This is a genomic window from Bacteroidia bacterium, assembly GCA_033391075.1.
GTDB lineage: Bacteria > Bacteroidota > Bacteroidia > J057 > J057 > JAWPMV01.
The window spans coordinates 5,091,210-5,111,270 of sequence record JAWPMV010000001.1; the positions used below are offsets into that span (position 1 = coordinate 5,091,210).

General features: G+C 42.7%; 19 protein-coding genes. 5 read left to right on the forward strand and 14 right to left on the reverse strand.

Features of this window, described 5'->3' with window-relative positions; translation table 11 throughout:
- Window positions 1–13 precede the first annotated feature (13 nt).
- The 5 genes from R8P61_20240 to R8P61_20260 form a co-directional block, all read right to left on the reverse strand.
- Window positions 14–949 carry an alpha/beta fold hydrolase gene (locus R8P61_20240; GenBank protein ID MDW3649410.1) on the reverse strand — a complete coding sequence of 312 codons (936 nt, stop codon included), beginning with the start codon at window positions 947–949 and terminating at the stop codon, window positions 14–16.
- 213 nt (window positions 950–1,162) lie between these two features.
- Entirely contained in the window at window positions 1,163–1,507 is a 345-nt protein-coding gene (locus R8P61_20245; protein MDW3649411.1) for a metalloregulator ArsR/SmtB family transcription factor, read from the reverse strand.
- The gene (locus R8P61_20250; GenBank protein MDW3649412.1) at window positions 1,504–1,920 is read right to left on the reverse strand and encodes an SRPBCC domain-containing protein; all 417 of its coding nucleotides are present in this window, start codon (window positions 1,918–1,920) and stop codon (window positions 1,504–1,506) included. The genes R8P61_20245 and R8P61_20250 overlap by 4 nt, the downstream gene beginning before the upstream one ends.
- A gap of 5 nt (window positions 1,921–1,925) precedes the next feature.
- The gene (locus R8P61_20255) at window positions 1,926–2,495 is read right to left on the reverse strand and encodes a hypothetical protein (protein ID MDW3649413.1); all 570 of its coding nucleotides are present in this window, start codon (window positions 2,493–2,495) and stop codon (window positions 1,926–1,928) included.
- A gap of 113 nt (window positions 2,496–2,608) precedes the next feature.
- A complete protein-coding gene (locus R8P61_20260; GenBank protein MDW3649414.1) occupies window positions 2,609–3,733 on the reverse strand; it encodes a hypothetical protein in 1,125 nt (374 codons plus the stop codon).
- A gap of 484 nt (window positions 3,734–4,217) precedes the next feature.
- Between R8P61_20260 and R8P61_20265 the strand changes: the two genes are divergently transcribed.
- Complete coding sequence (locus R8P61_20265; GenBank protein MDW3649415.1) at window positions 4,218–4,913, forward strand: OmpA family protein; 696 nt, start codon at window positions 4,218–4,220, stop codon at window positions 4,911–4,913.
- A gap of 19 nt (window positions 4,914–4,932) precedes the next feature.
- Window positions 4,933–5,547: an outer membrane beta-barrel protein gene (locus R8P61_20270; GenBank protein MDW3649416.1), complete on the forward strand. Its 615-nt coding sequence runs from the start codon at window positions 4,933–4,935 to the stop codon at window positions 5,545–5,547.
- 57 nt (window positions 5,548–5,604) lie between these two features.
- Here the strand turns inward: R8P61_20270 and R8P61_20275 are convergent, their stop codons facing one another.
- The 4 genes from R8P61_20275 to R8P61_20290 all read right to left on the reverse strand — a co-directional run bounded on the left by R8P61_20275 (window position 5,605) and on the right by R8P61_20290 (window position 8,442).
- Window positions 5,605–6,333, reverse strand: a complete 729-nt coding sequence (locus tag R8P61_20275; GenBank protein MDW3649417.1) for a hypothetical protein — start codon at window positions 6,331–6,333, stop codon at window positions 5,605–5,607.
- Window positions 6,334–6,388: 55 nt separating this feature from the next.
- On the reverse strand, window positions 6,389–7,141 hold the full coding sequence (locus tag R8P61_20280) for a hypothetical protein (protein MDW3649418.1): 753 nt from the start codon (window positions 7,139–7,141) through the stop codon (window positions 6,389–6,391).
- 1 nt (window position 7,142) lies between these two features.
- Complete coding sequence (locus R8P61_20285) at window positions 7,143–7,994, reverse strand: hypothetical protein (GenBank protein MDW3649419.1); 852 nt, start codon at window positions 7,992–7,994, stop codon at window positions 7,143–7,145.
- Between the two features lie 70 nt (window positions 7,995–8,064).
- A complete protein-coding gene (locus R8P61_20290) occupies window positions 8,065–8,442 on the reverse strand; it encodes a hypothetical protein (GenBank protein MDW3649420.1) in 378 nt (125 codons plus the stop codon).
- Between the two features lie 236 nt (window positions 8,443–8,678).
- Between R8P61_20290 and R8P61_20295 the strand changes: the two genes are divergently transcribed.
- The 3 genes from R8P61_20295 to R8P61_20305 are packed head-to-tail and all read left to right on the forward strand — an operon-like array spanning window position 8,679 to window position 11,333.
- A complete protein-coding gene (locus tag R8P61_20295) occupies window positions 8,679–9,722 on the forward strand; it encodes an Ig-like domain-containing protein (GenBank protein MDW3649421.1) in 1,044 nt (347 codons plus the stop codon).
- 7 nt (window positions 9,723–9,729) lie between these two features.
- A complete protein-coding gene (locus tag R8P61_20300; GenBank protein ID MDW3649422.1) occupies window positions 9,730–10,563 on the forward strand; it encodes a BtpA/SgcQ family protein in 834 nt (277 codons plus the stop codon).
- Window positions 10,560–11,333 (forward strand): hypothetical protein, encoded by a 774-nt coding sequence (locus R8P61_20305; GenBank protein ID MDW3649423.1) that lies wholly within the window; start codon window positions 10,560–10,562, stop codon window positions 11,331–11,333. Before R8P61_20300 ends, R8P61_20305 begins: the two co-directional genes overlap by 4 nt.
- 119 nt (window positions 11,334–11,452) lie before the next feature.
- Here the strand turns inward: R8P61_20305 and R8P61_20310 are convergent, their stop codons facing one another.
- Genes R8P61_20310 through R8P61_20330 form a run of 5 tightly spaced genes read right to left on the reverse strand, consistent with a single transcriptional unit; the run spans window position 11,453 to window position 20,057 of the window.
- Window positions 11,453–12,754 (reverse strand): DUF5103 domain-containing protein, encoded by a 1,302-nt coding sequence (locus R8P61_20310; GenBank protein ID MDW3649424.1) that lies wholly within the window; start codon window positions 12,752–12,754, stop codon window positions 11,453–11,455.
- 7 nt (window positions 12,755–12,761) lie between these two features.
- Entirely contained in the window at window positions 12,762–15,566 is a 2,805-nt protein-coding gene (locus R8P61_20315) for a T9SS type A sorting domain-containing protein (GenBank protein MDW3649425.1), read from the reverse strand.
- 40 nt (window positions 15,567–15,606) lie between these two features.
- A complete protein-coding gene (holA, locus tag R8P61_20320; GenBank protein ID MDW3649426.1) occupies window positions 15,607–16,626 on the reverse strand; it encodes a DNA polymerase III subunit delta in 1,020 nt (339 codons plus the stop codon).
- A 59-nt stretch (window positions 16,627–16,685) separates the two neighbouring features.
- On the reverse strand, window positions 16,686–17,525 hold the full coding sequence (locus R8P61_20325) for an alpha/beta hydrolase (GenBank protein MDW3649427.1): 840 nt from the start codon (window positions 17,523–17,525) through the stop codon (window positions 16,686–16,688).
- Window positions 17,526–17,582: 57 nt separating this feature from the next.
- Entirely contained in the window at window positions 17,583–20,057 is a 2,475-nt protein-coding gene (locus R8P61_20330) for a response regulator (protein ID MDW3649428.1), read from the reverse strand.
- Window positions 20,058–20,061 lie beyond the last annotated feature (4 nt).

The window sequence follows — 20,061 nt, forward strand, 5'->3', positions numbered from 1 at the left end:
TACACAAACACGCTTACGTCATCTGCATAAAAAGTTCAATCAATGCGACCAGGGTTTTGGGGGCATCTTCCTGGCAGAAATGACCGGCATCCTCAATTTCGACGATGGGCTTCCCCGGATATAGTCGCCTGAAATCCTCCATCACCATAGCGGGAAGCATGGCCTGGTCCAACATCCCTTCTGCCAGCATAGCAGTTTTGGAACGCAACTTTTCCAGATTTCCCATCTTCAATCCCTCAATCACATACTCCTTGATTCTCCCCAAAGCAGCATCAAGCGGAAACTCGATGGCAGCGATGGTTTCTTCTTTTGTTTGGAAAGGCATGGAATAAGCCCTGATCCAGTCTGGCGTTACTACTGATGAGTCATGGAAATAGAGCTTCTTCATATTGGATACCACATGATCGCCCAAGTGTTGCATGATTTCTCGATAATTTCCTTCTTCATGCACTTTGAGTACCCATTGAAACCAGGGAGATTCCTGCAGAGAGGGAGGCTTAGGATCTGATGGGGGAATGTCGCGCACCGCTCCTCCATAGCCCAACATGGTATTCATCATGAAGATGCGTTTGACCTTATCCGGATACCTCAAGGTATAAGCTCCCGTGATCGGACCTCCCCAATCCTGGCAAACAATCGTAATATCTTCCAGTTCCAGATGGTCAATCAGGGCAGCGAGATTTTCAACATGAGTTTTGAAACTGTACTCAGCATCTGAAGGAGTCTCACTTTTCCCGTAGCCCATATGATCAGGTACAATGACGCGATAATTTTGGGAAAGTTTGGGAATAAAGTTTCGGTACAAATAGCCCCAGGTCGGCTGGCCATGGAGGCAAATAAGGGTTTCGCCTTCTCCTTCATCAACATAGTGCATCTTGAAGCCTCTACCTTCGTAGAAATTGGGCTTGAAAGGAAAAGTACCATTGATGGTTTCGTTAGCAGGAATCATGAGTAGAATTTCTTTTGGAAGAAATTAGGATTTTTTCCTGCCAGAAAAAAGGAGGGAAAGAAGGATCAAGTTCAAGTTCAAGTTCAAGTTCAAGTAGAACGAACTAATCCTCAGCAAAGCTTTCATTGCGAAGATCTAATCAGCACAGCTGTCATTGCGAGTTGGAATCTCCAGCGAAGCAATGACAAAGGTTTTGTTTTGGCCTAAGAAGATTCATTCCTTCTCCGTATCTGGCTTTTGCTCAGCCTCCAGTTTATCCAGGTAATCACCCAAAGCATTGAGGCGTTCGGACCAGAATTTCTCCAAATTTCGGATATAGGCTTCCACCTCTTTCAATGCATCCAATTGAGGATAACAAATGCGCTGACGGCCATCTATTTCATCTGAACGAATCTCTAAAAGCCCGTGGGTTTCCAGCACTTTTACATGCCTGGAAACCGCCGGACGGGACATCCGAAATTTCTCTGCGATCACATTGACATGGCTGGGATTTTGGGAAACCATAAGTAGAATTTCCCGCCTCGTCGGATCCGCCAATGCTTTGAATACATCTCTCATTTCGCCAGATATTCAGGTAATAATTTGGTAAGTATTTTCCGTTTCCAGCCTGCTGCAAGGATATTTCTTGCGATCAGGCGATTGAATAAGCCTTCAAATCCTTTATGTTGAAAATCCAGTCGGGTTTCATTCCCCACAGCCGTCAATTCAAATACGACAATAGTACTCATGCTTTTTCCAGCACTCCAACTAAAAGATAGCTTCTCTTCCTCCACAATTTCCAGGACCTCGCAATTCACAATACCGTCAAAATTCCCCTGAGGCTTGGTCTTGAACTGAAACTTATGTCCGACTACAGGCTCAAAGTCTGTGGGCATCAACCATTGGCTGAGTGCCGTTTTATCTGTCAGGGCTTTCCAAACCTTTTGCACAGGATGTGAATAGGTCGTCGTGAGATTTATCGTTCGAGTCATGCTTCTTAGGCAAAAGCCGCTTGAGGTTCAACAAGAGGGGTAAAAACATTTCTCAGTGTCCAAGATACGGCAGAAGCGGCCAAAAACCAGCCCAGCAACATATTTAGCAAACTCACCAATACATAAGGAGTTGAGAATCCCCACCAATTCCACATGGGGATGAGGTAAGATAAAGCCGCTATCATCGCGATAATCATGACAAAACCTACCCTTTGCCAATGTCCACCCAAATTTACTTTTAGCAGGAGGAAACTAAGAAGAAACCATAGACTTAGATTGATCAGTAGTTGGCCGCTCATAAATTTTCCCGGATTATAAAAGTCAGGGCTTTGTTTGGCCATAAAATACATGCTCTCTGTAGGTAAACCGGCTTCATTGCGCGTTTCGGGTCCATTGGGCCAAATGTACATGCCGCTCTCTTCCATATTTTCCATCAAAACCTTATTTACCGCCTCACTGGATTTGGGACTTTTATAGACTTTGCGGGGAAGGGGATTGATCCATTCAGTAGCCCCCCAGAAAAACAAAACCAGGGTTCCGATCAGTGTTCCTTTGATTAAATTCTTTGCATTCATGATTTTCTCATTTATCCATTTATGTAACAATTTTGTTACGCAAATATATGTGTAACGTTTTTGTTACGCAAATAATTTTCAAAAACTTCTACTTTTTACAGGAGAAAAAGTCCTCAATCTCCTTTTGAGGCCCATTCCCAGTACTTGCCTTCGTGAAGACATTTATAGACTTTATCCCGATAGAGGTTGCATTCCTCATCCGTCAGACTCCGATGAAGGGATCTTAGCACTACCCTGACCAGGGCATTTTTCTGTCCTTTTTCCAGACCCAGTTTATCCTGTACATGAGCTGGCAATTTATCATAAGGACTTTCATTCAAAATCTCCAGGCTCTCAATCAAATACGATTCATCCCCTAAGGTTTCCCGAACTTTATCTCCCAGTGTTTCTACATCTGTTTCTATATCCAGAACCAAAGAAAGATCTCTTCTTACAGCTGGCATATAAGAAACTTCCTGATAGGGATTCAGGTCATTCATTTGTTTGGAGATACGAGGATTTGAGGAGGAAATAAGGCGTACATCCTTCATTCCTTTTCTGAGCATAAGGATTCGGTCTAATCCCAGGCCCATAGCGAGCCCACTCAGCTTATCTCCATGGGGTAAGTTCTCTTTGTGAATTTCCGGATGTGTCAATCCGCATTCGCCTAGCTCGACCCACTCTCCCTCATATTTGACATCAATTTGCAGCCCCTCCAGGGTGTAGGGATGTACCCGTTCTTCCAGTCGGTATTCACAGCCTTCTAATACTGCGTCCAGGACCAATTGGATCATTTCTCGCATATCCTCAGACTTCATGGGTTTCTTTGTTATCCTCCAGAGGTCCATCTGATGAATTTCAGCCAAATGTAGACGGTCGATTTGGTCGCGACGGTATACCAGACCTGGACAAAGGATAAGATCTTCTCCCTTGAGATCAGAAGCCAGGCTACGCATAGCACGCGGTATCATCGCAGAAGTACTGGTACGTAAAAGTGCCTTATCGCAGACATAGCGTGTATATCTGGCTGCTCGGGCAGGACCATCAGCCGGATATCGGAGACGGTCATAATTATCTTCTACAGAGACAATAGGACTTTCCCGGTATATGTGGGTGTTGCAATTCCAGGCCTTTTCAAGGGCCAAACGGATTTTTTCGATGAGAATTTGTAGTGCGTGATCTCCCTCTTCAGGATTACTTAGATCACGGACCTTGAGAGCCTTGAGCAAGGCCTCCTTACTTAGTATGGAAATATTCATGATTTACTCGATGTTGAAGGTGAAAAAGAAAATGGGAATCTCTTCTGATTCCTGGTATCCCCCTGAACCGAGTAAAAATGATTTCAGAAAATATGCTAGTGGAATAAGTACACAGCAATACGCCCCCGAAATCCAGATCGGTTCAAGGGGTTGCTAAATCGTAGCATATGTATTGCGTACTTCATAGGTACAAATTTCAACAAATAAACGGAGAAAGTCCAAATCGGGTTTCCATTTAGCTGATTTTTCTATCGTAATGCTAGCAGGTAAAATTTAATTTCTTATTCTTAGTAACTTCTCAAGACCCAGGCACACTTGGACAAACTCATTGGTTTTCCTGTTGAATTGGGGTCTAAAATTTGAATTACGAGACATTTTCTTTTATTGATTAAGCAATTGATTGAATTATTATTCTAATTTTTGATGACCTTTTACTATTTCAAACATCCAAAGTATTATTGAACGCGCTTAAATCTATCCACACATGTTTAGCAAACACGAAACACGGAGGTTCCCCCAAACCTTGTTGATCCTGTGCCTAATCACATCATTGAGCATTTTCCCATCTTGTAAGGCGAGCAAAACTGCCAAAGGAGGAGCCATAGGTGCTACCGCCGGAGGAGTTTTGGGAGGTATTATAGGGAAAAAGAAAGGCAATACAGCCGCTGGAGTTCTTATTGGAGCTGCAATCGGTGGTACAGCCGGAGCCGTCATCGGTCGTTATATGGACAAGCAAGCCAAAGAGATCGAAGAAGAAATTGAAGGAGCTGAGGTAGAGAGAGTGGGAGAAGGTATATTAATCACCTTTGATTCCGGCCTTTTATTCGACTTTGGTTCATCAAGGCTTAGCAATGAAACCAAAAGAAACCTGGACGAATTTGCCGACATTCTCCAAAAGTATCCGGAGACAGATATCCTGATTGAAGGACATACAGATAATGTCGGATCAGACGAATTTAATCAGGAACTTTCGGTCAAACGTGCATCTTCGGTAAGAAATTACCTGAGTACCCATGGTGTACAGGGAAGTCGCTTTTCGATCAAAGGTTATGGTGAAGAGAAACCCGTAGATGACAATGAGACGGAAAGTGGTCGTACTGCCAATAGAAGGGTCGAAGTAGCCATCTATGCCAATGAAACCTTAAAAGAAGATGCCCAGGACGGCACAATTTCCAATTAATCTATCCAATCAATAAGTCATGAAAAAAGTATTCGGGCTGCTATTTACAGTCCTTCTATTTTCCCCTATTGTTTATGGTCAGGGAGCCTATCTTGGCCTGGAAGGTGGAGCCGCTTTTCCGCTTGGGAAGTTCTCCGCGAATTCAGATGCCGGAGCGGGTTATGCCAAAGCCGGTTTCAATGGTTCAGCTTCGGTAGGATATAAATTTTCGGACCGCTTTTCAGCAGGCTTGCGAGCCATATTTGCACAAAACAATCCCGAGGGTCCCAATAGTGTATTCCTCGAACTAAATCCCTGGAACAGCACTTCAATTCTGGCTGCGGCTAAAACCAGTCAAGCCATTACAAAGGATTTGTATGTAGAAATCGAAGGGAATGCAGGAATTATGTTTCTGGAATTTCCTGCTGCTGATATTGTCATTGGAGGATTTACCATCAATCGTGAAGCGGGATCAGGAAATGCATTTGCATTTGGACTGGGAAGCGGATTGAAGTATTATCTCGCAGATGATTTTGCGCTGAAATTTGGGCTTCATTATATAGGCGCTGAACCGTCTTATACTACTAGTCTAAGTGAATTCAGTCAACGTGTAGATATTCTCCTGCTGAATTGGGGAATATTGTTTGAATTATAAATTGAGATATTGTTAAGGAGCTCCTGGGATTTCGGTCTCAGGAGCTTTTGCATTTACCTATAGAAATACACCATCCTTTCTCTCAAAAGGAGATCTTTTGTCAAAAATGTTAATTCCCATTTGTTGGCAAGTTGTATAGAGTTTTTCCGTATCTGTCTCCCTCCAACCATAACTGGAAAGCATCATAAAGCTGGCCTGATTTTTCCCTTTTACCAAAGATACCGCTGTAGGTCGGGCATCGTAATCATAATCCCTGGGGTATTTATCCTCTACGAGTGAATCAAATATGGGAAATTGGATCATCAAGGTAATCGGAAAGGTGAGCAAGAAAAGAAAACTTAAAAATATGGGCCTTAAGACATGCCTATTTATTACAAAAAGTACTCCTTTGGTTTTTAGATTGTGTCGAATAATAGGAAAGCGAAAATTGAGGCGATCGAAACGCGTTTTGTGAACTACAGCGGTAATTTCCTCAAAAGCCAGGCTATGTTTCGTCCATTCAAACCATTTCCCAAAACTCCAGACTTCCACAATACGATTTTCAGGATAAATTTTGAGTTTGTACACATGGTTTTCCATTCTGAGAAGCCGTAATAAAACTCCTCTTATCAATCTGAATAGAATATACAGGTAGCTGGGGATAATCAAAATCATCCAGGGAGAAGCATATTCTTCATAGTTCAAGCCAACATAAACAGCAGCTGCCAGGCCCAACACAAAAAGTAACAGATATGCTACGGCTCTGAGGCGAAGGTTTTCCGGATTTTTAAAAATAAGGTGTTTCATGCGCTCTCCTTATTACTTTATCTAAAGACTCAATTTACAGCAAAAAGTTGGTAGATTAAATAAAGGCATCTTCCTGTTTTTCCCGATGCGGCCTTTTATCAAAGACCCTTACCGTATGGTCCTGACAAACTTCTACGATTTCCGCAAGCTTTTCCTGTTTCCAACCATAAGTAGGAAGTAAAATCAGGCTTTTTTCGTTTTTCCCTTTTACAAAAGATACGGCTGTGGGCCTGAGATCAAGGGCTGTTTCTGTGGGGCCATAGAGATATTGGGCCATGCTCTTACCTGCAGGCCCATCCTTCAGAAAAAGATCAACGATCCCCCCCAGGCTAATAGAGAATAAAAGAATCAGATACTTCATGATGATCATGCCTGATCCATCTGTTTTATAGGTATACCGCAAGCCAGCAAGCTGATAATATAGCCGAGGAACATCACTTTTGTGGATCACACAAGTAGTTTCATCTAAGTCAAAGCTAGCCTCCTGATGACGGAAGAGCCTCTTATGACAAAGAAAATGGACTTCATGGGAGGACTCGCGAAACTCCAACATCCAGACGTGATCCTCCAGTTTGAATACCCTCAATCGAATTCCCCTAATTAATCTCCACATCAATACGTAAAACAACACATTTCCCCAAAAGCCAAATTCATCGTGATACCAATTCCCTCTTTCCCCATAAAACCAAAAGCAAAGCCCTGTGATCAGGAACAGCCCATACACCATCGCCCATATTCTCATTTTTTGAGGAGATAGAGATGAGAAAAACTGAGTCGGTAAATCATCGACAAATTTTGCTCTTTCCATGCTACCAATAATAAGATTCAGGAACTTGCTTTCGCAGCTTTTTGATGACTTTCTTTTCAAATAAGAGAATGAGTTTGTCTTCCTGGCTTTGGTTCTTATGTGCGGGTGTGTATTTGGCCAATCGCTTTAAGGTAAGTTTTGAATGCTGGGAGTCTCCACTTATCTCAATCTCTCCATGTACCCCTCTGAAATATAATGGATGCTCATCATCTATTTGGCTTACATCTATTAAACGAGCAATAGTATCTCCATTAGCCATAATAAAACTGTTGGAAGGGGCGTCGAAGTTCAGAGACTCAGGATTATAGAGTTTGACAAGTTTGACGGCTTCTTTGTTGAGTCTTTTTGCCAATAAGGTTTTAGAATAAGGAAACTCATAACTCTTATTAATCTCTTTATACTCTATAGTTTTTCCTGGAGGAATAGAGGTTGCACAAAAACTCGTAAAGGCAATTCCCGCTATCAGATAGGCAGGAATCTTTTGTATTCCCTTTGCATGCTTTTCGTAATTCCAGGCAAAAGGGAGCATACAAAAAGCCCAGAGATCACTGTAATCGACTACTCTCGAAATACCGACACCTGTAAAATTGAGCCAATCAATCATTCCCCCACTAAAGGGACTTTTCCACCACACGAAAAAGATGGCTACAAAAGTAAAAACAACTTTCTTGTAAGAGGGAAAGAAGGCTAAGAGGAAAAGCGGAAAAATAAACAATCCGGCAAAATCTGAAATCTTGCCGGTCAAAAAATTACCATAGGCCATTTTTGCCCAATGGTCATTGAGCAGAAGGACGATAAGTCCACAAATAAATAATGGGGAAGTTAGCAGATGCAGACGAAGGCTGTGTTTCATGTATCGAAATTGAATGATGAGCATTCAATTTCGACAAAAATGAAGAAAGGATCAATCCGGGAATTCCTGCCTAGTTTTCAGGGGCGCCATCATCTATCCAGGCCTGAATCGATTCGAGCGTACAATCTGGTAATTTAGATGCATTTCTCGGCATGGGTTCCCAACCGGCATCATGATTTATAGCTCCCTGAAAGCTCCCGTTATCAACGATTGTTTTCAAGCCATTGTAGGTATCGAATACAATTCCGCCGGCATTTCCAGCAGCATCATGACAGCCCAGACAGCTACTTTGAAGAACAGGCAAAACATCATTGAGATAGGAAACCGTAGCAGGGGTATTGCAACCACCGGGAACAATATTATCCTCTCCACTACGATAGGCACAAGCTGTAAAAAGCTGGCTGCCGAGCAGCGCGCAAATGATCAAAGCTCTAAAACAGGTTTTCATATAATTCGTCTAAACAATGGTTCAACTTAACAGGCTTTCCATTGGAAATTTCATTTCATCCATTCGCACTCATTATAACCAAAAAGCCTGTCTTTTGATTATCTTTGCCTTAATTAGAGTCAAAAAAGATATTTTGGTTACAGGCTGATCTTTTTATTTGGCAGATATACAAAAAACAGGACAATGGCGTATAGATTATTGTGCTACAAGATCAGATCTGTAAGAGGAAAAACAGGATGAAGAAAATAAGCCTGACAAGCTGTACATTTTTTTGGTTGATCATATTCAACCTGGGATTATTTGCTCAAGAGCGAGGCTTTGTAACTTCAAGCTTCCCTTCAAATGGAGCTGACAATCTTCCCTGCAATACATTTATATCCTTTACTTTACACTTTCCATCAGAGAGTAAACAGCTTGATCCGGCCACATTGGACGAAAATAGCCTCAAAATGTTCGAGGTCGACTTCCCGGATCGGAAGATCAAGTATGACATCAATTATGATGTTCTCAATCAATATGTCCAGTTAATACCGAAGTCGCTCCTTAATTCCGAAACCACCTATGCAGTAGAGCTATCTGTCTCATTAGTAGATGATAGAGGCTTCAGCCTGAAGCCTTTTCGCATGGAATTTGTTACTGGTATATGTCACAGGGAAGATGCTGTACCGGAAATAGCAGAAAGAGGTAGTGAGGAAGAAGAAAAATCCGGTATAGATATCAATGATCTTGATGCTCCCTATATTGATCTTTCACATTTCAAGGCCTTCGTTGTTGCGGACTCAGTTGAGATTGCCTGGCAAACTCAATTGGAATTTATGTTTTCCGACTTTACTGTGGACCGCTCACAAAACAGGAAGGACTTCCAGATTCTGGACAGGGTACCTACCATCGGAGATGGACAGGAAGAGCGAAACTACTTTTGGGTGGACCATGAACCGGAATACGGATGGAACTATTACAGGCTTTCTTTGCTGGATATCCTGGGGGAAGTTCAACAATCTGATACGGTAGGGGTGTTTTACCGATTGGTTGAATTTGGCAAAACAAAATTGCAACAAGCCGATACCCTGGAGATGAATTTTGTACTGGCAGAGAAAACGACTATGGCATTTATGATGAAATCCTCGGAAGGGGAAATTGTCCGAAGAAAAGCCGGCTTTATTTATCCAGGTTCCCAAAAATTACAGATACCCATTGGAGACCTGAAGCCGGGAACATATTTTGCAGTACTCAGAACCCCGGATATAGTACGTGCTGAACGCGTCTATGTCTTACCTTAACACAAACATGCCTCGACTTCACCCCTTATTTAAACATAGCCCTGCTATCATTGCTATGATCCATGTACCCGCTTTGCCAGGTACTCCGGCTAATAAATATCCGCCGGGAAAGATCATTATGGATTGCTTAGCAGAAGCCGAGCTCTATCAGCGTATGGGGGTAGATGGAATCATGATTGAGAACATGCATGATCGCCCCTATCTCAACCGTGAGGTTGGGCATGAGATTAGTACCCTTATGGCCATTATCGGAAGGGAAGTAAAAAGCTTTTCCGAAATCCCCTGCGGGATACAAATCCTGGCCGGTGCAAACAAAGCAGCACTTGCAGCAGCCTTTGCAGCCGAAATGGATTTCATTCGGGCAGAAGGTTTTGTTTATGGGCATATGGCCGATGAAGGCATGATGCAATCGGATGCAGCCGAACTATTGCGCTATCGCAAAATGATAGGCGCTGAAAACATTCAGATATTCACCGATATCAAGAAAAAGCATAGTTCACATGAGATCACCAAAGATGTAGATCTTATAGAAACAGCCAAAGCTGCGACCTTCTTCCAGTCAGACGGTCTCATCATTACGGGCAATGCCACAGGAGAAGAAGCAAATATCATGGATGTAGCAACGCTTACGCAGGAATTGGACGTTCCTATCATAGTAGGCTCAGGTATCAGTATTAGCAATGTCGAGGCTTTTGCTCCTCATTGTGATGCCATGATTGTAGGTTCTTACTTTAAGCAGGAAGGGAATTGGCAGAATCCTCCAGATCTTTTGCGGATCAAAACCTTCATGAATAAAGTAGAAAGAATTCGATCTGCCTCGCCACAGATTCCTGTTCGATGATAAGATATACAGCAAGATTTATCCTGATTCTCTCTCTCCTCTTTTTCGCCTCCTGCGAAGAAGAAGTCAATTGTGGGGAGAGCGATAGTTTGAGTTGTTTCCTGGAAACACATGCTGATCGTTCACAAAGCAAAAATCTTATAGCCTGTGCAGCAGGGGGACAGGAAGGTTTTTTGGATGATCCGGCCTTACCCGTTTCTGTATTCTTCTATCCCATAGCCGGGGCAACTGAGTTTCGCTATTTCGAAACCGAGGATTTGAGTGCAAATCCCGATGATTTCAGTGCGTTTAAAGAAGTCCCTCTGGATGGTTTAGCAGTATTCAATGGATATCTCCATAGATTTACCCGAGCTGCCAGTACCGAAGATAGCTGGAGCCGTGTGGTATACTTTACGCCTGACAGTGTACATATCTCCAATGCAATTCGACTCAAGGATGCCAGCAAACCCTCTGAATTTGCCCCGGAATTGCTCAATATTGATCTGAGCAATCCTTTGGAACCCATTTTTAGCTGGACGGATGGCAGAACTCCCGAAAATGAAATTTATTTCCATGTTGTTTCGGATGAAAGTGGAAACCTCATTTCCGGCACCTATACCTTCGACAAAAATTTTCAGTTTTATAAGTTGGATAATGTGGTGCTAAATATTCGGGATGTCGATCCTGCTCCTACACTTACTCCCGGAGAGACCTACAATTTCACCCTCATGGGCGTAAGTCTGGATAATTGGGTGAATCTGATCGTGGATACGACATTTGTGGCTGAATGACCCGGACCCCTTTTCGCCGACCGTCCCCTTAAAAAGGGACATGGCGAATGACTCCTAAATAAAATATTGGCTTGCGGGTCGTTCCCTTTTTAAGGGGAACGGGGCTTGCAGCGGAGGGGTTACTCAGCATAATTTATCGGCAGATAACCAATCAATTGCTCACTGCGATCTGTGGGCGACCGGTAGTATACCATGATGGTATAAAAGTTTTCCGGAGCGGAGAGCCTACCTTCGACAGCCGTCTCCTTCCATCCCTGAGCAGAACCTACCAAATACTGATAGTCATATACGCCCTGCTTGAGTCGGATATCTGCTTCATATTGTCCCAGATCATCATTGTAGCTCATCCGAAACTGAGGCTTTAGCTGCCAATCACTTAGTTTTCCAAAGACATAGACTTCTTCACCTGCTGGGAAGGGTTCCATTCTTTTTAGACTAAAGAAGGTATAAACATAATCGGCCTGGTAATCATTTTCCGGCCACTCCTGGACTTCAATAAAGTAGCCGCCATTTCGATCTCTTCTATTGCCAAAATTATTTCGTAGGAAAGGATCTCCGGGAAAGAGAAAGACCCGATAGGTTGAATCCAGATCTTCTACATCCTCCATATCTCTAGAATAAAAACGAGTACTCCGGATATCAGCTTGCCGAAATTCATTTCCCCCGCCAAAAGCACGCAACAAATCTACATGGTATTCGTGTCGATTGTCTCTGGAAAAACGAGGCACTCCGGGTGTAAAAGGCTGATCTAATCTAAAATTTTGAACGATGCGAATGTCAAGGTCTTGTTGCGGACTAAAAATTTGCAAGCCTGAAGTATTGACTTCAAAATCTATCGATGCCAATTGCTGGCGTTCAAATTTCTCTGCAAGCATCCGTGTAGGTCTTATCCCTACCCTTTGCTCTGCCACTACAAAGCGACGTGTCAGGACTAAATCATTGGGATTGCCAGAACGATAAACTTTCAGGATATAATTTCCGCTTATTTTGAAGTATTCATTCTCCTGAGGAAAACTATAGGTATAATGAACATATGGCGTACGGGTAAACTCCGACCTTCGATAATCGTCTATTCGATCCTGAGAAAAGCCCTCATAGAAGGAGATGGGCAAGACAAAACTTTCTTTCCAATCCACATCACAGTGCACCAAATCAACCATAAAATCTGACTCCCGCTCTGTATCAGGAATAAATTCATCAAATTCCAGGGTCAGATTTCCTCCAGCATCCTTGTAGATCACGGGATAGGATTCTTCCCATTGTGTCCGGTAAAGCTGGACTGTATGAATCGCATCATCATAGATATGATCACGTGTGATGAGTTTCTTTTTGGGGGCGCGTGGGCTAGCCTGTGTGAGATCCGAAGGAGGACAAGCCGTCAAAACTAATTGCAGGGAGAATAAAAGAAGAATTAGACGCATGGTTTCATTACTCTTTGATGAGTTTTCGGATATACCATTGATCTTCAATTTCAATAGAAAGAAGGTATATCCCGGCTTTCAAGTTACTCAAATCAAGCTTCACTTCTCCGGGAAATATTTTCACATATAGTTCCTGCATTTGAATTTGCCTGCCGTCAAGACTTGTTAGCTGTAAATCCTCAATCAGACTTAAGGGAAAATCACTGCGAATCACAAGCATGTCTTCTACTGGATTGGGAAAAACCCTTAATGCCCGATTTATGCTTTCGTCTATTCCTACTCCATTCTCTACCTGTACACTCAAGGTATCAGACTCAAGGTAACAGCCGTCTGAGTTTCTCCCTTTCACCTGATAGATGCCACTCCCATATAAAGCTGCATCAAGGCTATCCTTCATTTCACTGGTCAAGAGGGTATCATTTCTAAACCATTCATAGCTGAGCAATCCGGAAATTGCATAGACCGTACTGCTATCAGCCGTCAGCACGAAATTATCAAGCTGGTAGGTACTTAGTTCTAATCGAATCAAGCTATCGCAAGCATTTGTATTCGGAATAGTATCTGTATACATGCCTGCGTCAAATATCCAGGTATTCCCAAGCAAGAAACTATCCCCCAAACAAATGCTTTCGGTTAAACTCGCATAGGTTCTGGGGCAATCAATTTCCATATTTTTCATCCAGACAATCCGGGCATTCCATCTGGACGATGCAATTACATCCTGATCTCCATCTTGATCCAAGTCCTCAATCTCCAATTGTGCAAGGAGAGGAATATCCTCAATAAGTATACTTTCCGTAAAGACTTCTGATCCATTATTTGAAAGGTAAAACACTTTACCCTGGCTATTACTTCCAACTACTATATCCTTCTTATTATCCCCATCAAAATCAGCAATCTGATAGATGCCGGGATCAATGATAGTTGTATTAATATCCAAATCTGTAAAAACCAGATTACTATCATTTCGGAGCCAGCTTATCTCATTGTCAAATTCATTGGCAAATATAAGATCGAGGTCGCCATCAGAATCGAGGTCTTCTGCTTTCATGAGGCTACTAAATATTCTACCTGAAGTTTCCGTCACATCCTGGATATAGACATTGCTGTAGATATTATTTGTGTTTTGGGCATACCATAGTTCAGCAACCCGGCTAGTCTGATTTCGAATCAGGTAGGCGATATCTTTATCCCCATCCAAATCCCAATCTCCAGCAGCAAATAAATTGCTACGAAACCCCATCGTACTTTGCATGAAATTGTTCCCGTTCCATTCAAAACGCTCGAGAGTACTGGCGCTCACCAGGATGTCAGGATTTCCGTCTTCATCCAGGTCCTCATTTCTGATCGTAAAATTTGGGCTCAATCCAGAAACCGCCAGGGTAGCACTAAAACTTCCTCCAGAATTATTTAACCAGTACAAATTATTTTTATGAGCCATCAATAAGTCGATATCCTGATCACCGTCTTTATCTATTTGAAATATTGCATCAGGAGCGGTACTTGCATCTGGATAGGTATCAGGTAAGCCTGAGGGGATATAGGGCTGTTGAAAGGAGAAATTTTCCTCATAACTTTGTCCCAGCGGATATAAAGTTGTTCCACTTACACTCAATACATCAGTTCTGTTATTTTGATCCTTATCAAAGAGCTGCAAACTTGAAGCTCCCATATCGAAACTGTTCCAGTACAATTCATAGGACCCATCTGTTTGCTGGTCATATACAGAATATTCTATCAGCAGATCTTTTCTTCCATCTCCTGTCACATCTTCCCATGCCTTAGCTGGATAAAAATTTGAGAAACCCATATCCAGGGTAGTAAATGTGCCTCCTCCGTCATTCTGAATCAGGGCATAGGCAGATCGTGTACCTTTCAGCAAAACATCTATATCTCCATCTCCATCATAATCATTGGGCAAATAGAAATTTCCTTTATCGGCCAAAGAAGGGCTGGCAAGAAGACTAAATGAAAAATTCCCATCATGTTGCCAAAGAAATGCCTGGGTGGTATTTGCCAAAGGACTGATGAGAATTTCTTTCTCATCTGAGCCTACAAAATTCGCCACTACGGCCGTTCCAGCTCTGAGGGTATCAAATACATGAGAGATAAATCCTTCAGTCAGATTTGTATCGGCTTCCATAACCGTAACAACATCATCATTAATGGAAAAATCTCTGTGCCTGGCAACGACATCCATCAGTCCATCCTCGTCAAAATCTGCCAGACCGTATAGGGTAGCTGGTTGGCCGGAAAAACTGACGAATGACCAGCTAAACTGGAAATTAGTTTCCTGCTTTAGATAATAGAAATAGTTCAAATTGGCCTTCATATCCACCACAAGATCCAAATCCCCATCATTGTCCATGTCTGCGATTTCGATATGATCTATGGGATCATTAAGCGGGAAGGAGATTTCATAGCTCTGATACTGGTAATTGCCGGTATTGAGATGAAGTACCAGGTGATATTTCAGGTTATTGTCTCGATGCTCTGCCAAAAAGTCATCAAAACCATCCTGATTAAGGTCAACTTTCTTGATATAGTAATAGCCTCTTACAGTATCCGCTTCTGTTTGCATCCGGAAGCCAACTCCCTGATTTGCCATATTCAGCAGATACTTAGTATTGGGGAAACCTCCTATGATGTCCAACTTACCATCACCATCGTAGTCCATAAAATCAGATGACAGTCCTCTTCCGGAACCCGAATCTCCGGTTCGAAGAAATTGCGTCTCAAAATTTTGAGCATCCAAATGATAAGAGAATAGGAAAAAGAAGAGCAATAAAGATGAAAGATATTGAGTTTTCACAGTGCTTGATTAGTAAAGTGAATTTACTCAGAACCTTTCCCTAATTCAACATCTTCCAGACCAAAGTTTTAACAAGTTCGCGGGCATTGAGGTGGGTGCTGACCATGCCTTTCATACTTAAATCAACCTCTTTCAGATAGGAAATATTTCTATAGGTCTGAGCGAGGTTGAAATTTCGGCTGGCCAATTGATAATCCTTAGCCTGGTAGTAATTGACTTTCAACTGATTTTTGATAGAGTCCGTAGTCCTCAGTTGAAAACGATGTACCAAAGCCAAGTTATGGAAAAAGCGAAATAGCCCATTGATGGTCAGGATAGGTGGGTTGATCTTTTCATTTTGGGTGAGCCGATCGACGATCATATGTGCTTTATAATTTTCCCTGCCTGCAATAGCATGTACCAGTTCAAAGACATTGAAGCGCTTATCTACCTGGATCATTTGGTAGACAAAATCCTGCTTGAGTTCTTTTTTATTATGAGCCTTCAGGAAGATGAACATTTTCTCTAGTTCATTTTCGATATGGGCAATGTCTGTCCCAAGATTGGTACTCAGGATAAAAGGAATCTGAGAATCTGCCTCAAAACCGGAATCTTTGATATGTCCGGCTATCCATTGTTGTACATCTTTTTCGTAGAGTTTCTTCGCATGAAAGTTGACCCCTCCTTTCTTTCCCAAAGCCGTAACGGAGGCTTTCGGAAGACCGGCATTCCTGTCTCGAAATGCGAGGACCAAAACAGTAGAAGGAACCGGATTTTCGAAATAGGATTTCATCTTCTCCCACTCCGCCTTATTTACACGCTGAGCTTCTTTTACCAAAACCAGGCGATACTGCGCCATAACAGGAAAACTCCTGCAAGACTGAACGATTTGAGCAGCCTGGGCTTCTGCTCCATACATTAAGGTTCGATTGAAAGAAGCTTCAGAAGCGGTCATGACAGCCCCATCTTCATCCAGGGCATCCATAATCCTGTCAATAAACCAGGCCTCCTCTCCATGTAGATAGTATACAGGAGCGAATTTCTTGTCCTTGATTTGAGAAAGGATTTGGTTTAAAGTCATAGAAGATAGAGTGGATACTTTCCTCCGCAAGTTAAGTTTCCCGACCGTAGGCTACAAGTCTATTGGACCAGCTTTTCCTTGAAAAAGATAAGGCTTTGTTCCAATGCAACATCCAGGGCGGGAGTACTCCCTTCGAAGGGATGTTTGGCCCCAAAGGTATGCCCGGTAGCAGGAATCAAGCGCATGGTGCTGAATTCCGGACTGGAGTAAATATTGAGGTGTTCGGCTTCGAAGTAGGGAACCGTTTCATCCGATTGCCCATGTAGAATCAAAATGGGTTTTTCCATGCGTTTTACAGCATTGAGGACATGTAGTTTCTTTTTGACGTGTTTCTCCACATCCTTTAACATCTCCTGGCCCATTCTCAACACCTGACCTGTACGGGAGTTTACGACTTCTTTATAGCCCTTGCTTTTCCATTCCTGGATTTCCTGCTTATTATATCTCTCAAAAGTGGAAACGGCAGCCCAGGTAGAAATCGCCTTAATTTCACGGGCTCTTTCGGCAGCAAGTACAGCTATCCCACCTCCTCGGCTGTGTCCCAGCAATCCAATGGGTTGATTGAGATATTTCCCAAAGAAATCCGTGTGGGCACAAAGGTGTATAATTTCCAGTGCTTCATCCAGTTCGAGGCTCAGGCTATTTTGGAGGAACTTATCCTTTTCGGTAAAGTTCTCCATATCGGCTCCTATTCCATTATGAGAAAAATTGAAAGCGATAAAGCTGATATTGTTTGCCGCAAAATATTCAGCGGCAAAAGGTACAAAACCCCAGTCTTTGAAGCCCTTGAATCCATGGATGTAAATTACGCAGGGATGAGAGCCGAAGGATTCGGCACCATATAATGTGATGGGAATTTCATTCCCGGCCTGACTTGAATAGGAGTATTGCTTTACCATAGATCCAAAACGAAACAAAATTGCGAAAAGCTAGCAATATAGCAGCTACCCTGCAAGTTACAATTTCATTTTGAGTTCCTCCATGGCATCGCCTACGATATTCTGGGTATTTTGAACTAAATGAGGAAGATCATTCATTCCCTCATGAGTTTTGGCTACATTTTCAATTTTCAACAAAATCTCCTTTACAGCTTCAATTCCCATAAAAGCGACTGAGCTTTTGAGCTTATGTGCGCTTTTTCCCAAAGCCTGTGCATCACTGGCATTGAGTTGATCACCCATTTGACTAAGTAATTCAGGGGTCGTGTCCAGAAATTTCTCGATCGCCTTGCGAATGATATTTTCATCATTGCCAGAAATTGACCTGAGGTAATCGAGATTCACGTAATTTGTCGGCATAGATTTTTCTTCATTAACCTCCTCCTCTTCTTCTACTTTCTCTACAAACGCATTTGCAGTCCCATTGTTATGTACGAGGGCTTCTTCCTGAGGCGCTTCCGCTTCTGCATGGTGGAATCCATTTTTTTGTTCCACTACAGGAGGCTCTGGAGTAGCTTCGGCTATGGGTTCTGTTGCTGTCTTCTGGCCGTTTACCGGGGCTTCTTCCTCAGCTTCTACCGGCCACTTTCTCACATACTGGACAATTTTAGAATATAAATTGGCAATTTCAATAGGCTTGGACACATAATCATCCATCCCAGCCTTTAGACATTCGTCATCACTCCCACTAAAAGCATTTGCTGTCAAAGCTATAATGGGGATTTCGCTAAAAGGAGTATCCATATTCTTCCGAATGTAGCGAGTCGCCTCATAGCCATCCATTTCCGGCATTTGTACATCCATCAGAATAAGATCATATCCTCTTTCTTTCAGACGGTCTATGGCCTCCCGACCATTGCTGGCTATTTCCAGTTCTATACCCCAATCTGAGAGAAGTTTTTGGGTAACGAGTTGATTAAGGGGATTATCTTCTACAAGCAGAAGCTCAAATCCGTTCAACTTATCCCTGAGAATTTCAATCTTCTCTTCTTTCTCCTTTACCTCTCCTTCTGATCCAAATTCTAATTCAAAGCTAAATACAGAGCCTTTTTCGGGCTCACTTTCAACCGCTATACTTCCTCCTTGCAATCTCACCAACTGCTTTACAATTGTGAGTCCCAATCCGGTTCCGCCCAATTGGCGATTGGTGTCACTATCGATCTGCTGGAAGCTTTCGAAGATCACTTTCAACATATCTTTGGGAATTCCTATGCCCGTATCAGAGACTTCAAAGCGAACGCCTAGCTGTCCTTCTTTTTCGTATTCTTTTTTAGCCAGCACCTTGACTTCCCCTTCATTGGTAAACTTGATAGCATTGCCAATCAGGTTTAGCATGATTTGCGTCAGTCTCACATCATCGCCAATCAAGCTTTTAGGGACTCCACTATCTATTTCAAGATGGAGTTTGAGGCCTTTTTTACGAGCATTGGGCTCCAGCATATCCCGGGCATAATCAAATACCTCATGTATACTAAAGCTATGTTTTACAAAATCAATCTTTCCGGCTTCAATCTTGGAGAGATCCAGGATATCATTTACTACTGCTAGCAGGGTATTTCCTGCTGCTTTGATGGTATCCAGGTCTTTCTTTTGTTCCGGACTCAGATCGCTTTTTAGCAATATGTCTGTTAATACCAGAATGGGATTGAGCGGAGTACGAATTTCATGACTGGTCTTGGCCAAAAATTCCTGTCTCAATTTGGCAGAACGAATCGCCAGCTCAGTTTCTTTTTTCAAAGCATCCATCTGGACCCTATGTGTCACATCCTGAGTCGTACCGATCAGTTCATAGGAATTCCCCTCAGCATCCTTTTTGGTCCGAGCCTTCATGATCACGGACTTGACCTCCTTATCAGGCAGGACAAAACGGTGATCCACTTCAAACTCTCTTCCGCTGTCAAATGATTCTTTAATATGTGTCGCAACCAATTGCTGATCTTCGGGATGTACCAGTTCCATGTACTCAGCAAAACTATGGCTGTTGTCATTGTTCTTATTGAACTGAAACAGATTATACATTTGCTGGGAAAGGCTCATTTCATTGCTCGTCATATCAACGGTCCAGCTTCCCATCATCGCAAGATTCTGGGCCTCCTGCAAATTGCTCTTCAGATTGTTTCGCTCAATTGCATAACCAATCGCCCTTCCAAGCAGGTATCCACTAAGGTCTCCTTTAGAAAGGAAGTCTTGTGCACCGGCTTTTACACAACGCATCCCGAGGGAGGATTCTATCCCTCCTGTCAGTACCACGATGGGCAAGTGGGGAAATTCGCCATGTATCTTCTCGAAAGTCGAAAAGCCAAAGGAATCTGGAAGTTGAAGGTCGAGCATAATGATATCCACCGGATGCTCGCGGGGAACTTTTCTTCCTTCGGCAAGGGTATACCTGTGATGTAGGGTGAAATTCTCTATTCCAGAGTCTTCCATATAAGCACGGAAGAGGACCACATCTTCATCAAGGTCTTCAATTAGGAGAATATGATAGCTTGGCAATGAC

Excerpts from the sequence above, each read along its gene's own strand:
- R8P61_20260 (MDW3649414.1), bottom strand. The coding sequence starts at position 3,733 with ATGAATATTTCCATACTAAGTAAGGAGGCCTTGCTCAAGGCTCTCAAG.
- R8P61_20255 (MDW3649413.1), bottom strand. The coding sequence starts at position 2,495 with ATGAATGCAAAGAATTTAATCAAAGGAACACTGATCGGAACCCTGGTT.
- R8P61_20300 (MDW3649422.1), top strand. The coding sequence starts at position 9,730 with ATGCCTCGACTTCACCCCTTATTTAAACATAGCCCTGCTATCATTGCT.
- R8P61_20275 (MDW3649417.1), bottom strand. The coding sequence starts at position 6,333 with ATGAAACACCTTATTTTTAAAAATCCGGAAAACCTTCGCCTCAGAGCC.
- R8P61_20245 (MDW3649411.1), bottom strand. The coding sequence starts at position 1,507 with ATGAGAGATGTATTCAAAGCATTGGCGGATCCGACGAGGCGGGAAATT.
- R8P61_20290 (MDW3649420.1), bottom strand. The coding sequence starts at position 8,442 with ATGAAAACCTGTTTTAGAGCTTTGATCATTTGCGCGCTGCTCGGCAGC.
- R8P61_20265 (MDW3649415.1), top strand. The coding sequence starts at position 4,218 with ATGTTTAGCAAACACGAAACACGGAGGTTCCCCCAAACCTTGTTGATC.
- R8P61_20280 (MDW3649418.1), bottom strand. The coding sequence starts at position 7,141 with ATGGAAAGAGCAAAATTTGTCGATGATTTACCGACTCAGTTTTTCTCA.
- R8P61_20310 (MDW3649424.1), bottom strand. The coding sequence starts at position 12,754 with ATGCGTCTAATTCTTCTTTTATTCTCCCTGCAATTAGTTTTGACGGCT.
- R8P61_20325 (MDW3649427.1), bottom strand. The coding sequence starts at position 17,525 with ATGGTAAAGCAATACTCCTATTCAAGTCAGGCCGGGAATGAAATTCCC.
- R8P61_20270 (MDW3649416.1), top strand. The coding sequence starts at position 4,933 with ATGAAAAAAGTATTCGGGCTGCTATTTACAGTCCTTCTATTTTCCCCT.
- R8P61_20305 (MDW3649423.1), top strand. The coding sequence starts at position 10,560 with ATGATAAGATATACAGCAAGATTTATCCTGATTCTCTCTCTCCTCTTT.
- holA (MDW3649426.1), bottom strand. The coding sequence starts at position 16,626 with ATGACTTTAAACCAAATCCTTTCTCAAATCAAGGACAAGAAATTCGCT.
- R8P61_20295 (MDW3649421.1), top strand. The coding sequence starts at position 8,679 with ATGAAGAAAATAAGCCTGACAAGCTGTACATTTTTTTGGTTGATCATA.
- R8P61_20285 (MDW3649419.1), bottom strand. The coding sequence starts at position 7,994 with ATGAAACACAGCCTTCGTCTGCATCTGCTAACTTCCCCATTATTTATT.
- R8P61_20250 (MDW3649412.1), bottom strand. The coding sequence starts at position 1,920 with ATGACTCGAACGATAAATCTCACGACGACCTATTCACATCCTGTGCAA.
- R8P61_20240 (MDW3649410.1), bottom strand. The coding sequence starts at position 949 with ATGATTCCTGCTAACGAAACCATCAATGGTACTTTTCCTTTCAAGCCC.